Below are 13,718 nucleotides of genomic sequence, written 5' to 3'. Positions count from 1 at the left end.
GGGCAGGCGCCGCGGACACGGCCAGGTCAGGCGCGGCGGACTGGGCAGGCAGGTCAGGCGCCGCGGGCGCCGGCCGCACGGGCGGTGCGGAGGCCGATCTCGCCGAGGAAACGGGACCGCTCGCGCGGGGCGCGCTGCTGGTGTCCGGCCGCCGACCAGCTCAGCGCGAGCCGGCGACGGGCCCGGGTGATGCCCACATAGAGCAGGCGGCGTTCCTCGTCGATCTGCTCGAAGGTGCCGGCGTAGCTGATTGGCACCAGACCCTCCGACAGCCCGATCAGGAAGACCGCCTCCCACTCGAGACCCTTCGCGGAGTGCATGGTCGCCAGCGTCACCGCGGACACCGTCGGCTCGTGCTGGCCGGCCTGGCGCTCCATCAGCTCGTCGGTGAACTGGCGGAACGTGGTCCCCGGGGCCGCCTGATCGACCAGGCCCATGATGGCGTTGAGGGACTCCCAGCGATCGCGCACCGCCCCGGGGGCCTCCGGCGCGCTCTGGCTCCAGCCGAGGGAGCGCAGCACATCGCTGACGGATTTGAACAGGGGCTCGCCAATGATCGACACGGATGCCGCCCGCAGCTGCATCACCGCCTGCTTGACCTCCGCGAGGTCGAAGAACCGCTTGGAGCCCCGGATCTGGTAGCTCACCCCGACGTCGCCGAGGGCGGTCTCCAGAAAGGCCGCCTGCACGTTCACCCGGAACAGGACGGCGATCTGCTCCGGCTTGGTCCCGGCCTCGATCAGGTCGAGGATGCTCTGCGCGACGCCGCGCGCCTCGGCCATGTCATTGGCGTACTCGCGCACGCTCGGCTCGATGCCGGCCTCGGCGGCGTTGGCCTGCAACGTCAGGGCCCCCGCCCGCCCGCGCATCAGCTGGTTGGCGGTGGACACGATCGACGCGGTGGAACGGTAGTTGCGCTCCAGCCGCACCACGGTCGCGTCCTCCCACCGTTTCGGGAAGTCGAGCAGGTAGTCGCTGCGGGCGCCGGTGAACGAGTAGATCGTCTGGCTGGCGTCGCCCACCACGCAGAGATCGCGCCGCTCCCCCAGCCAGAGCGAGAGCAGGTCGTGCTGCAGCGGCGACACGTCCTGGTACTCGTCGACGACGAAGAAGCGGTACTGCTCGCGCACCTGCAGGGCCACGGACGGCTCCGCCTCGATCATCCCCGCCATGGCCAGCAGCACGTCCTCGAAGTCGATCTGCTTGCGTTCGTCCTTGAGCCGCTCGTAGGTCTCCTGCATGGTCAGGACCTGGTCCACGTCCAGCCGCCCGGGCAGGCTCCGCCGGGCGATCCCGGCGCCGTAGGCCTCGATGCTGAGGCCGGAGGTCTTGCGCCACTCGATCTCGGCGGCCAGGTCGCGCAGGGTGGCGGTGTCCAGCTTGAGTTTCAGGGTTTCGGCGGCGTGGCCGAGCAGACGGCCCTTGCCGTCGAGGATGCGGGGAGCCTGGCCGCCGACCACGTGCGGCCAGAAATAGTTCAGCTGGGACAGGGCGGCCGCGTGGAACGTGCGCGCGGCGACGCCGCCCGCGCCCAGCTGGCGCAGCCGGCCGCGCAGTTCCGCGGCGGCGCGCGCCGTGAACGTGAGCGCCATCACCCGGCCGGGCGAGTAGGCGCCGGTCATCACGCCGTAGGCGATCCGGTGGGTGATGGCGCGGGTCTTGCCGGTGCCGGCGCCGGCGAGCATGCACACCGGGCCGACCAGGGCCTCGGCGGCCACCCGCTGCTGCTCGTCGAGGCCGGCCAGGAGGGAGGCGGCGGTCAGCGCCATCCGTGCACCTCGTCCGGACCGAAGTCCAGCGGCTCGCCCATCCAATGCTCGATGATCGCGCGGGCGATCGAGGACCGGCCGGGCAGGATGATGCTGTCGCCGGCGGCTCGGAGCTCGTCCCGGCTGAACCAGCGCAGGTCGAGGATCTCCTCGCCGTCGGGGAGCAGGCCCGAGGCCGGCTGCCCGTCGGCGAGGCTCGCGGTGAAGCCGAACATGATCGAGGCCGGGAACGGCCAGGGCTGGGAGCCGAGGTAGACCGGGTCGGTCACCCGCAGGCCCGATTCCTCGAACATCTCCCGGATCACGGCCGCTTCGAGCGACTCGCCCGGTTCGACGAAACCAGCCAGGAGGGAGTAGCGGTTGTTCTCCCACAGGGCGTTGGAGCCGAGCAGGATGCGGTCGTCGGCGTCGGTGATCAGCACGATCACGGCCGGGTCGGTGCGCGGGAAGACCTGGCCGCCGCAGGACGGGCAGCGGCGGGTCCAGCCGGCGGTCTCGAGCAGGGTGGCCGTGCCGCACCGCGGGCAGTGGGAGTGGGAGCCGTGCCAGTTGACCACCCCGAGGGTCTCGGTCAGCAGGCCGGCGTCGCGGTCGGTCAGGGCCGTGGCCACGGTGCGGAGCGACGCCCAGCGCGCCGGGTCCGGTTCGAGCGCCGCGGCCGCGTCGTCGGACAGGACGGCCGCGACGAGCCGGGTGCCCACCGGTTCGGACTCCTCCGGGGCCAGGGACCGACCGAGGTAGAGCCGCAGCTCCGCGCTCGGCACCCGGTCGGGCGCCAGCAGCCGGAGCCGCGCCGGGCCGCCGGTGGGGCTCATCAGCGCGGAACCGCGGTGGAGCGCGAGCACGCGCGTGGAGGCATCCGCCCACAGCCGGTCGAGCAGGTCTGGCGTGGCCCGGGCCTCGTGGTCGCGATCCACCGCCTGGCGCGACAGCGGCAAGCGGGACGTGAAAGCAAACGACATGGTGCCCTCCGGGCTCGGGCAGTTCTGCCGAAGTTGTGTGGAGGCGTGGCGAACGACCGCGCCGGGAGGAAGTCGACCTAACCTAGAAGGTATGGTCAGATCCCCTCTCACTCTAGCCGCGCTGGCCACTGCCGCCGTTCCCGGACTGGACGTCGTCCGGGCCCGGTCCTACGGCTCCAGCGCACGCACTCCCGGAGCCAACGGCTCCTTCGATTCCGCCCTGCTGATCGACACCGAGGGACGGTCGCTGATCATCCGCGTACCGGTCTCCCAGGCCGCCGAAACGGAGCAGTCCGCCGACCTCGTGGCCCTGCGCGCCCTCACGGTCGGCACCCGCAGCCGCCTCCCCTTCGACGTGCCCGAGTTCGTGGGCCAGGCCCCGCTCAGCGGCACCCGGGCCGTCGTCTACGAGCTGCTGGACGGCGACTCGTTCGACGCGGATGCCCTGACCGGCCACGCCGGCGTGTCCGGGTCGATCGGGCGTGCCATCGCCGCGATCCACGGTCTGCCGACCGCATTCGTGGGCACCGCCGGCCTCCCCCAGCAGAGCGCGCAGGACTGCCGCACCGGGGCCATCGACCTGATCGACCGCGCATCAGCCACCGGTTACCTCCCCGCCGCCCTCCTCCGCCGGTGGGAGCAGGCCACGGACGACGATTCCCTGTGGCAGTTCGCTCCGTGCGTGGTGCACGGCTCGCTGTCCGCCGACTCGTTCTTGATCAGCGAGGACTCCGTCTCCGGCGTGCTCGGCTGGTCGGCGCTCAGCGTGGGCGACCCGGCCCGCGACCTGCACTGGCTGCTCGCCTCCCGCGGGGCGGCCGGCGAAACCGCCGTCGCCTCCTACGCGACCGCCCGCCAGGGCAACGATCCGCGGATCACGCAGCGCGCGATGCTCTACGCCGAACTGGAGCTGGCCCGCTGGCTGCTGCACGGCACGGACACCCGCAACCAGGGCATCGTCGACGACGCCGTCGCCATGCTCGACGGGCTGGTCGACAACGTACACCGGAGCGCCTCGCATCCGTTGTCCCCCGACACCGGCCCTATCCTCGACGTCGCCGGCGTCGAGAACATGCTGGCCTCGACACCGCGGAACACCCCTCGGCGCGACCTCAGCTCGTCGCTGCACACGGATGCCTACAACCTCTCCGACTTCGGGCCGAGCGAGTTCGCCGATGACGACGACGCCGACGGAGCCACCCGGGACCGCACCGGTGCGGGTGCGGCCTCGTCCGCCGGGGCGGCGCCCGCCGGTCATGGAGCCGACGCGGTCACCGGCCCCATCGACATCGTGGCGGGCTCCGCCAGCGACACGGCCGGCCGGACCGACGACCAGGCCCGCACCAGGTCCTCCTCCGAGTAGAGCCGGGCGGGCGCGACGATCGTGTCGTCCGCGACGAAGTAGAACACCGCGTCCACGAGACCTGGGTCGATGCCCTTCCAGCGCGCGTACGCGAGCCGGTAGAGGGCCAGTTGCGTCTGCTTGAGCTCGAGGTCCGCCGCATTCTTCGGCGCCCGGCCGGTCTTCCAGTCCACGACCTGGTACCCGGTCTCCGTGCGGTAGACCGCGTCCAGCTTGCAGACGAAGACCTGCCCGGCCAGCACGTGGTGGATCTCGATCTCGACGTCCTCGGGCGCCAGAGCAGCCCACGGTGACTGCTCGAAGGTGCGCTGCAGCCGCTCGAGCTGCGCCTGCTCCAGGGGCTGGTTCTGGTCGAGGTCCAGGTCGAACGCGTCCGGGTCGAGGTCGCCCAGGTCCAGTTCGTTCTCGCCCGCGTCGATCAGGTCGCCGCCGGACGCCCCGCCGGCGCGCTGCTCCACCCAGGAGTGGAAGAGGGTGCCGAGCCGGGTGGCCCGGTAGGGCCGTTCCGGCATCGGCCGCCGCAGCCGGGCGGCCACCCCGTCGGGGTCGTCGAGGTAGTCCTTGAACCGGGAGGCCGGGATGCGGGTCGGCGGCGGGGCCCAGGCCGCGCCGGCGAGCCGCAGCGCACGCTCCTCGAGCAGGAGGGTGACCGCGTGGGTCCAGCGGGTCTCCCGGTCGGAGCCGTCGGAGTCCGCCTCCCCGTTGACCCGGGCCGCGGCGGCCTCGACCAGCGCCCGCCGGGCGCCGAGGGGGTCGAACGGCCAGAGTTCGGCGCTGTCCTGGTCGGCGCCGGGCAACTCGTCGTCGACACTGCCCTCCGGCAGCGGGTCGATCAGGCCGGCCTCGGCCAGTTCCGCCAGGTACCGGCTGGGCTTCCGCACGGTGGTGCCGCCGCCCCAGAACGAGCCGGTCAGGAGGAGCTCGCGCTGGGCCCTGGTCGTGGCCACGTAGATCAGGCGACGCTCCTCGTCGTCGTGGCGGGCCGCGAGCTGCTCCTTGTAGGCGAGGAACTCGGTCTCGTACGACAGCTGGGTCTCGTGCTCGCGCCAGGCCAGCTCCGGCAGTTCGGCCCGGTCGCCCCGGAACGGGTAGGGCAGTTCGCCGAAGCGCAGCCAGCCGGAGCCCTCCCTGGTCTGGGCCGGCAGGCTCTTCTCGGTCAGGTTGGGGATGGCGACGTAGTCCCATTCGAGCCCTTTGGCCCCGTGGATGGTGAGCAGCTGCACGGTGCCGTGCTCGCTCATCTCGAGCCGCGGGCCCATGTCGTCCGCGAGGGCCGCCCGGTCCAGCCAGCGCAGGAAAGCGGAGAGGCTGCCCTGCTCGTCGCTGGCCAGGAACGCGGAGACGGTGTCGTGGAAGGCGTATAGGTTGGCCAGGCCGAGGCCGTTCGACTCGTTGGCGACCAGTTCGACGTCGAGCAGGAGTTCCTGTTCGATCAGCCGCACGAAGTCGAGCAGCGGCAGGCCGGCCCGCGCTCGGAGCCAGGCCAGCTGGCGTCCGGCCGCGCGCACCCGGGAGCGGCCCTGGTCGCTGAAGCCCTGCAGTTGCCCGTGCGTCTCCGGCGCCGAGGCGACGAAATCGAGGGCGTCGACGAGGGAAGCGCCCTCGTCGACGGCGACGGATGCCCGCATCTTGTCTTTGAGGTCCTGGGTCACGGCCTGCTGCGCCCAGTCGTGCGCGGCCAGCCAGCGGGCCACGGCGGCGAGGTGCTGCAGGTCGCGCGGGCCCACCCGGTAGCGGCCGCTGCCGAGCAGCCGCACCAGCTCGCTGCCGGCGGAGGGGTCGTGCACGACCCGCAGCACGCACACGACGTCGGTGACCTCGGGGGTGGACAGCAGCCCGCCGAGGCCGAGCACGTGGGCCCGGACGCCCCTCTCGCGCAGCACCTCGGCGAAGTATTCCATGTCCCGGCGGGCCCGGAACAGCATCGCGCCGGACCGCTCGCTGCCCGGCGGCAGGCGCGTCGCGAACCAGTCCGCCACCGCGCGGGCCTCGTCGGCCATGGTCTCCCGCATCGAAGCCTCGACCCGGCCGGATTCTTTGCCGGCCGGCACCTTGAGCGTGTCCACCTGGATGCCGTCGGGCCGGGCGCGCAGTGCGTCGCTCAGCGGGGACACCAGGGCGTTGGCGACGTCGAGCACGGCGACCGGGTTGCGCCAGGTATAGGAGAGACTCATCGACGGCGCCTCCCGGTTGGAGAGGCCCGCGAAGCTCTGCGAGAAGCCGAGCAGGTTGGCGGAGCTGGCCCCGCGCCAGCCGTAGATGGACTGGTGCGGGTCGCCCACGGCCATCACCGGGTGCCGGCTGAAGAGGGTGTGCAGCAGTTCTGTCTGCAGCACGGAGGTGTCCTGGTATTCGTCGAGCAGCACCACCCGGTACTGGTCGCGGTAGCGGGTGACGACCTGCTCGACCTTCTGGCAGACCTGCAGGGCCAGGGCGACCTGGTCGGAGAACTCGATCAGCCCCAGGCGTCGTTTCTCGCTGCTGTACCGTTCGGCCAGCTCGAACAGGACCGGCAGGGGTTCCACTGCCGCGAGGGACTCCACGACCGAGGAGTACGGGATCTTCTTGCGCGGGTTGCCGTAGGGCAGGTCCCGCAGGTAGGCAAAACCGTGCGCCAGCCCGGCCAGGTCGTGCGGGGCGGTCGCCTCGCCGGAGACGAACCGCGGGGGGTTCTCGGCGAGGGAACGGCTGAAGGAGAGCACGGCATCCGTCACCAGGTCGAGCTTCTTGCCGAACGGGACGAGCCGGTTGTCGCCGTGCTCGATCACGACCCGCCGGGCGAGGAGCCAGGCGCTGGTCTCGCTCAGCAGCACCGATTCGGGCTCGCGGCCGAGGAGCAGGGCGTTGTCGGTGAACAGGCGGCTGGCGAACGAGTTGTAGGTGGAGACGGTGGGCGCGTTGAACAGGTCGGAGGAGTCGATCGTGACCTGGTCGGCGGCGGGCCGGGGCGGCGCGGGCAGCAGGCCTTTCGCGTCGAGCTGGCCGATGCGGGTGCGGATGCGGTCGTTCAGCTCGCCGGCGGCCTTGCGGGTGAAGGTGAGTCCGAGGATCTGGTCGGGCCTCGCGTGGCCGTTGGCGAGCAGCCAGAGCACCCGGTTGGCCATGGTCTCAGTCTTGCCGCTCCCGGCCCCGGCGACCACGAGGGTCGGCGCCAGGGGCGCCTCGATCACCGCCTGCTGCTCGCGGGTGGGCGGGAACATCTCGAGCGCCTCGGCGATGCGAAGGGCGGAGATCTGGACGGCGGAGTTGGGCGCCGGGATGAGGGACTGGTTCATGCGCTGACCTGCTTGATGACGTGGATTCGGCAGGACCCGTGCGAGCGCGGGTCGAGGCAGTGGGAACTGATTTCGGCGACGAAGGTGGCGGCGCCCATGCCGACGGCGTCCGCGCCGACCCGGGCGCGGAAGGCCGCGAGCTCATCGGGGCTGAACGTGGGCTGGGTGGGGTTGCGGTAGTTCTGTTTGACGGTGCCGCTGGACACGATCAGGAGGCGGGCCCCTGCGAGGTCCGTGCCCTCCGGGATGCCGTCGATGGCACCCTCGTTGAAGGCAAGCTGGTAGGCGCCGAGCTGCGGGTGGTCGACCACCCCGGCATCGCTGGTGGGGTCGCCGCGGCCGGTCTTCAGGTCGACGATCACGGCGCGCCCGTCGCCGAGCCGTTCGACCCGGTCGACCGTGCCGGAGAGCACGGCTCCGCCGACGTCGAGCTGGAAGGTACCCTCCGCGCTGAGCAGGCTGCCGCCGCCGCGCTCGAAGTCGAGCAGGTAGGAGGCCAGCCGGTCGGTGAGGGCCCGGGCCTCGACCTTCTGCACCCGGGACTGCCACTCGGCGTCGAACTGCAGTTCGCCCCAACGCGCCTCGACCCCCTGCCACAACGACTCCGGGCTCCGGTCGGTGGAGTCCTCCATCACCTTGTGGATGATCGTGCCGAGGTTCGCGGCCGTGTTGGAGGTGCCGCCACCGACCTGCCCGATCACCCAGTGCAGCGGGCAGGTCTCGAACGCGGCCATCCGCGACGGCGAGACGCGCACCGGCTGGTCGCCGGCATCCGGGTCGTTCAGGGGGCGCAGTGTGCTCGGCGGGGTCATGCCGTACCACTGGCCGGGGGCGGCGCCGGGCACGTTTTCGCGGGCGAGCCGGGCGAGGGTGGCCGCGGCATCCGTTGCCCGCCTGGCGGTGTCGTCGTCGTGACGCACCGAGGCGCCGGCCCGGGTGAGGTCGCGGCGGAGCCGGCCCACGAGCCCGCGCAGGGACAGAGGGTACCGGCTGATGTCGGCCGGGTCGAGGCTGTCGTCGACGACCGGATCGGGCAGCAGCCGCAGGAAGACCGACGGCTGGTTCTCCTCGTTGTCGATCGCGCTCACCAGCAGTTCGGTGCGGGCGCGGCTGGCCGCCTGGGCGAACATCCGCAGTTCGTCGTGCAGCACGGCGGTGCGCTCCCCCGCCTCCTGCGGGTCCTGCCCTGAGGCGAGCGCGGCCAGGTCGCCGGCGCCGAGCAGGGACCCACGGATACGCAGGTCGGGCCAGACGTTCTCCTGCACCCCGGCGAGCACGACCAGGTCGAAGTCGCGGCCGATCATCCCGCTCGGGGTGGAGATGACGACCGCGTCGCCGAGGGCGCGAGGGGCCAGAGTGTCTTCGGGCACGTCGGTGTCGACGAGGTGCCCGACGAAGAGAACCGGCGGGGCGGCCGGGGTGCGCTCCACGTAGCGCTGCGCGGCGGAGAAGAGGGCGACCACGGCGTCGAGGTTGTGGTTGGCCTCGTCGGCGACGATTCCGGTGCCGGCCGCCTGTTCCTTCCATTCCCGGGCCAGGCCGCTGCGCTGCCACAGCCCCCAGAGGAGTTCTTCGATGGTCGCCCCGGCCGCGTGCTCCACGGCGGCGGTGCGCAGGCTCTCCCCGCAGCTCGCGGCCCGGCGGGCCGTGCGATTGTCGATGCCGGCCAGCAGGCTCGGGGTGGTGAGCGCCTGCACCAGGAGCTCGTCTGCGCTGCGGTAGGCGGCGGGGGCGGCGTCGGTAGCGTCGGTAGCGTCGGCGCCGAGATCCTGCTGGCGCAGGGCGGCGCGGAGGCGCCGGAGGGTGATCGGGTCGAGGCCGCCGAGCGGGCCGCGGAGCAGTTCGACCGCGGTCTCCGCGTTCAGGCTCCGGCGGCCCAGGGTGAGGTCGAGGGCGAGGATGAAGGCCTTGACCGCGAACTCGTCGCGGAGCGCGGTCTGCGCCGAGGACACCTGGGTGGGCACCTCCAGGGCGGCGAGCCCCCGGGACAGGGACGGCACCAGCGACCCGCTGCGCACGATGACCGCCATCTCGCCCCACGGCACGCCGTCGATCACGTGCCGTTCCCGCAGCCGGCGGGCGATCAGGGCGAGCTGGTCGGCGGGGCTGCCGGCCAGCATGNGTTCCCGCAGCCGGCGGGCGATCAGGGCGAGCTGGTCGGCGGGGCTGCCGGCCAGCATGGTCTGCACCCGGCCGGGCTGCGCGGGCTCGGCGCGATCGGCGCGATCGGCGCCGGGCTCGGCGGTGGGCTCGGCGCTCGGGGCGAACCGCTGCGTGCCGGCCGAGGCGGCGCCGATGCGATGCGTGATCTCCCGGACCACGCCACGGATGACGCCGTCGTGCCGGTACACCGTGCCGAGCACCAGGGTCGGCAGCGCCGGGGCGCCGAGGTAGGCGCCGAGGCGACCGAGGGCATCCGGGTGCGCGCCGTGGAAGGACCCGGTGCTGATGTCGGGGTCGCCGAACGCGACGATGCCGACGCCGCGGGCCCGGAACTGGGCCAGGAGTGTCAGATTTGCCTGGGTGAGCTCCTGCGCGTCGTCGAGCACGATCAGGCGGAGGCCGCCGAGGGTGCCGAGCACGCACGTCCCGGCCGGGGCCCCGGCCACCACGGCCGCCGCGAACTGGGCCAGCTCGGTTGAGTCGTACTGTCCGGGCCTGGTCTGGTCTTTCACCTCTTCATAGCCGCGGATGAACTCGGCGGCGGCCACCCATTCCGGGCGCTGCGTGCGCCGGCCGAGGTCCGCCAGGCCACCCGGGGTGACGCCGTACTCGACGGCGCGCATCATCAGGTCGCGCAGCTGCGTGCGGAAACCGCGGAGGCCCCGGACGTCGGCGCTGAGGGTGGCCGGCCACTCGGGACCGGTGCCCTCGATCCGGTGGCCCTCCAGCAGTTCGGCGATGATCTGGTCCTGTTCCCCGCCGGTCAGCAGGGTGGGGGGCGGGCCGCCCGCCCGGGTGACGGCGTCCCGCACGATCTGGAAGGCGACGGAGTTGGCGGTGCGCGCGAGCGGGCCGTTGGTCGGCACGCCGAGCCGCAGGGCGAGACGGTCGCGCAGGGCCGTGGCGCCCATGCGCGTGGGCACCAGCACGAGAATCTCGCTGGGCGAGTACCCCTGGCGCAGCACGCAGTCGGCCACCAGCTCGACCAGGGTGGTGGTCTTGCCGGTGCCGGGGGCGCCGACCACGGCGGCGCTCACCGCAGGGCTGACGCCGACACCCGCGGTCGCGCCGTCGCTCGGATTCCCGCCCGCGACGAGTCGCAGCACGGCGCGCTGGGAGTCGTCGAGAACGCGGGAATCGACGTCGGCCGGGAGCGGGATTGCCTGGGTTGTCACGTTTTCAAAGCTAGCGGGTTGCGCCGACAGTGAACGATGTCGGGCAGCCGCGCGGTTCTGTCGTAATCTGGGCGCTTAGGCAACGAAAGGCGCATCTGGTGGATATCCGCATTGGCATCTTCAACTCTCCCCGTGAGATTGGCTTCGAGACCTCACAGCCCGCGAACGAGATCGAGGAAACGGTTGCGGCCGCCCTCGCCGGTCAGACCGGGTACCTGAAGCTCTCCGACAGCAAGGGACGCGTCTACATCGTTCCCACCATCGGTCTCGCGTATGTGGAGCTGGGCTCCGAGGAGTCCCGCCGCGTCGGCTTCGTCGCCTAACCGGTCCATGGAACTCCTCTTCATCGCCCTCGGCGGCGCGGTGCTGGGGCTCGCGGCGCGCTATGCGCTGCCCGGGCGCCACACGCACGGCTCGGTGCTGGTGCCGGCCATCGGCACGATGGTCGCGGCCGTCGTCTGGGTCGCCCTGACCTGGCTCGGCCTGGCCTGGGACCAGGGCTGGATCTGGTGGGTCACCCTCGGGGTGGCCGCACTGGCATCCGTCGGCGCCGACCTGGTCGTGACGCGTTCGCGCACCCGCGGCGACGAACGGATGCTGCACACCCTGATGAGGTCCGGCCAGCCGCACCACGCCTGACCGGCTGGTCCGTCCGTGCTGGTCCGCCCGAGCTGGTCCGCCCGAGCTGGTCCGCCCGAGCTGGTCCGTCGTCAGGCGGCTGCTCCGGTCGTCACGCGGTCAGACGATCGGGCGCTGCCTCAGGCGGTCAGGCCGAGGCCGTCCATCCGGCGCGTGTGCGCGGCGATGAGTTCGGTGTACACCGGTTCGATCCGGTCCTCGTCCGGGGTCTGCCCCGGGGTCGGCAGCGCCGAGCGGGCGACCAGGAGTGTGTCGCCGACCAGTCGTCGACCCCAGAGCGCCAGGTGCGAGCCGAGCGCCGGGTTGGCAGTGATGGCCGCCTTGAGGTGGGTGACGAGCACGTCCGTGCCGGCGTCCTGGCCGAGCAGGTGCGCCACCCGCGGCCCCACGTCGCCGGGCAGCCCGGCGGACAGCCGGATGAAGAAGTCGTCGAGCAGGCCTCCGGCGAGGTAGCAGGTCAGCAGCAGCTCGTGCCAGTCGGCGCCGGCCGTCTCGGAGCGGAACAGGTCGAGTCCGGCCGTGAAGGGGGCCATCACCTCGGAGGGCTCCCCGCCGCGGCGACGGATCTCGGCGACCAGTCCCTGGTGCTTGGACAGGGCCCGTCCGGCGGCGGCGCTCAGCGCCTCCTTCGCAGCGAGGTCGGGGGCGATCGCGATCGCGCGGGAGAGGTTCTCGAACATCCCCAGCTCGAAGTAGGCCGCCTGACCGAGGTAGGGCAGCAGCTCGGGCGTGAAGCCGGCGATGTCCACTTTCCTGGTCGACTGACGTTCCGCCCGCCTCGACGGCCGGGGAGCCTCCACGCGCTTCGTGCGCCGATCAATCCACGAGATCACACGCTCAGCTTAGGACAGTGCCCCGCGCCGATCACCGCTGGCGCGCTCGGGTCGGGCCATTCGACTCGCCGTGGTGCGGTATAAGCCAGTTCACAGGGCCGCCCGATATGGTTGGACCACGCCATCGGCAGGGATCGGTGGCCAGGTGCCCGAAGCAAAAGACGGGCGCATCCCGCTTCCAGCTAATGACAAGGCAATAATTCGTGACTTTCTCCGAACTCAATATCGACCAGGACATGGTCCAGGCTCTCGCTGATAAAGGCATCATCGAGCCCTTCCCGATCCAGGTGCAGACCATCCCCCTCGCCCTCTCCGGCCAGGACATCATCGGCCAGGCCAAGACCGGCACCGGCAAGACCCTCGGCTTCGGCCTCCCGATCATCCAGCGCCTCGGACTCGACCCGGCACCGGGCGTGCAGGTGCTCGTCGTCGTCCCCACCCGCGAGCTCTGCGTGCAGGTCTCCGAAGACCTCGAAATGGCCTCCGGCAACCGCAACACCAAGGTCGTCTCGATTTACGGCGGCAAGGCCTACGAGGGCCAGATCGAAGCCCTCAAGGCCGGCGCGCAGATCGTCGTCGGCACCCCCGGCCGGCTGCTCGACCTGGCCAGCCAGCGCCTGCTCAGCCTCGCCAACGTGACCGAGATGGTGCTCGACGAGGCCGACAAGATGCTCGACCTCGGCTTCCTCGCCGACATCGAGAAGCTGTTCTCGCAGACGCCCTCCACCCGCCACACGATGCTGTTCTCGGCGACCATGCCGGGCCCGATCGTCGCCCTGGCGCGCCGGTTCATGAACCGGCCCATTCACATCCGTGCCAGCGACCCCGACGAGGGCCTGATGCAGGCCAACATCGAGCACCTCGTCTACCGTGCGCACAACATGGACAAGGACGAGGTGATCGGCCGCATCCTGATGGCCGACGGCCGCGGCAAGACCGTCATCTTCACCCGCACCAAGCGGGCCGCCGCCAAGCTCGTCGAAGAACTCGGCGACCGCGGCTTCAACGCCACCGCCGTGCACGGCGACCTGAACCAGGAACAGCGCGAGCGCGCCATGGCCTCGTTCAAGGCGGGCAAGAAAGACATCCTGATCGCCACGGATGTCGCCGCCCGCGGCATCGACGTCGACGACGTCACCCACGTGATCAACCACACCATCCCGGAAGACGAGAAGGCGTACCTGCACCGCGTGGGCCGCACGGGCCGCGCCGGCAAGACCGGCATCGCCGTCACGTTCGTCGACTGGGACGACATGCACAAGTGGACGCTGATCAACAACGCGCTCGACTTCGGCACGCCGGTTCCGATGGAGACGTACTCCTCCTCACCGCACCTCTACACCGACCTGAACATCCCCGCCGGGTCGAAGGGACGCCTGCGCGCCTCGCCGATCCGCGAAACCGCGGCCAGCGCGGGCCGCTCCGACGCCGGCCGCTCGGCCGGCGGACGCACCGGCGGCGCCGGACGATCCGGTGCCGCACGCTCCGACGCGGGACGCTCCGACTCGGGACGCTCCGCTGCGGGACGCTCCGGTGCCG

At 71.8% G+C, this 13,718-nt stretch carries 9 protein-coding genes; 4 read left to right on the top strand and 5 right to left on the bottom strand.

The annotated features are described in order from the left end of the window. Window positions 1–53: 53 nt before the first annotated feature. Both E3T37_RS02385 and nudC read right to left on the bottom strand, forming a co-directional pair. Window positions 54–1,769 carry an ATP-dependent helicase gene (locus tag E3T37_RS02385; RefSeq protein ID WP_134365254.1) on the bottom strand — a complete coding sequence of 572 codons (1,716 nt, stop codon included), beginning with the start codon at window positions 1,767–1,769 and terminating at the stop codon, window positions 54–56. Continuing rightward, window positions 1,760–2,731, bottom strand: coding sequence for an NAD(+) diphosphatase (gene nudC / locus E3T37_RS02380; protein WP_134365253.1), 972 nt, complete (start codon window positions 2,729–2,731; stop codon window positions 1,760–1,762). The genes E3T37_RS02385 and nudC overlap by 10 nt, the downstream gene beginning before the upstream one ends. A 91-nt stretch (window positions 2,732–2,822) precedes the next feature. Between nudC and E3T37_RS02375 the strand changes: the two genes are divergently transcribed. After that, a complete protein-coding gene (locus E3T37_RS02375) occupies window positions 2,823–4,094 on the top strand; it encodes a phosphotransferase (protein WP_134365252.1) in 1,272 nt (423 codons plus the stop codon). On the opposite strand, the gene E3T37_RS02370 is transcribed toward E3T37_RS02375, so the two are convergent. Together E3T37_RS02370 and E3T37_RS02365 are read right to left on the bottom strand one after the other, a co-directional pair. After that, window positions 3,986–7,369, bottom strand: coding sequence for an ATP-dependent DNA helicase (locus E3T37_RS02370; protein WP_134365251.1), 3,384 nt, complete (start codon window positions 7,367–7,369; stop codon window positions 3,986–3,988). The two genes, E3T37_RS02375 and E3T37_RS02370, sit on opposite strands and share 109 nt — an antisense overlap. Continuing rightward, window positions 7,366–10,707 (bottom strand): ATP-dependent DNA helicase, encoded by a 3,342-nt coding sequence (locus E3T37_RS02365; protein ID WP_134365250.1) that lies wholly within the window; start codon window positions 10,705–10,707, stop codon window positions 7,366–7,368. Before E3T37_RS02365 ends, E3T37_RS02370 begins: the two co-directional genes overlap by 4 nt. A gap of 98 nt (window positions 10,708–10,805) precedes the next feature. On the opposite strand from E3T37_RS02365, the gene E3T37_RS02360 reads away from it, so the two are divergent. Beyond that, window positions 10,806–11,030, top strand: a complete 225-nt coding sequence (locus E3T37_RS02360) for a DUF3107 domain-containing protein (RefSeq protein WP_134365249.1) — start codon at window positions 10,806–10,808, stop codon at window positions 11,028–11,030. Between the two features lie 7 nt (window positions 11,031–11,037). After that, complete coding sequence (locus E3T37_RS02355; RefSeq protein ID WP_134365248.1) at window positions 11,038–11,346, top strand: hypothetical protein; 309 nt, start codon at window positions 11,038–11,040, stop codon at window positions 11,344–11,346. A 119-nt stretch (window positions 11,347–11,465) separates the two neighbouring features. On the opposite strand, the gene E3T37_RS02350 is transcribed toward E3T37_RS02355, so the two are convergent. Next, a complete protein-coding gene (locus E3T37_RS02350; protein ID WP_134365247.1) occupies window positions 11,466–12,179 on the bottom strand; it encodes a ferritin-like fold-containing protein in 714 nt (237 codons plus the stop codon). Window positions 12,180–12,382: 203 nt separating this feature from the next. Here E3T37_RS02350 and E3T37_RS02345 point away from each other — a divergent pair. After that, window positions 12,383–13,718: DEAD/DEAH box helicase (locus E3T37_RS02345; RefSeq protein ID WP_134365246.1), on the top strand; the 1,336-nt coding region annotated here is incomplete at its 3' end.

The sequence above is a fragment of the Cryobacterium sp. TMT2-10 genome (genome assembly GCF_004403075.1).
GTDB classification, from domain to species: domain Bacteria; phylum Actinomycetota; class Actinomycetes; order Actinomycetales; family Microbacteriaceae; genus Cryobacterium; species Cryobacterium shii.
The sequence above is the reverse complement of the archived record's forward strand: the minus strand, read 5'-3'. Positions and strand labels throughout refer to the sequence as shown.

What these genes read in the sequence shown, in the direction of transcription:
- E3T37_RS02385 (WP_134365254.1), bottom strand. Translation starts at nt 1,769, where the DNA reads ATGGCGCTGACCGCCGCCTCCCTCCTGGCCGGCCTCGACGAGCAGCAG.
- nudC (WP_134365253.1), bottom strand. Translation starts at nt 2,731, where the DNA reads ATGTCGTTTGCTTTCACGTCCCGCTTGCCGCTGTCGCGCCAGGCGGTG.
- E3T37_RS02375 (WP_134365252.1), top strand. Translation starts at nt 2,823, where the DNA reads ATGGTCAGATCCCCTCTCACTCTAGCCGCGCTGGCCACTGCCGCCGTT.
- E3T37_RS02370 (WP_134365251.1), bottom strand. Translation starts at nt 7,369, where the DNA reads ATGAACCAGTCCCTCATCCCGGCGCCCAACTCCGCCGTCCAGATCTCC.
- E3T37_RS02355 (WP_134365248.1), top strand. Translation starts at nt 11,038, where the DNA reads ATGGAACTCCTCTTCATCGCCCTCGGCGGCGCGGTGCTGGGGCTCGCG.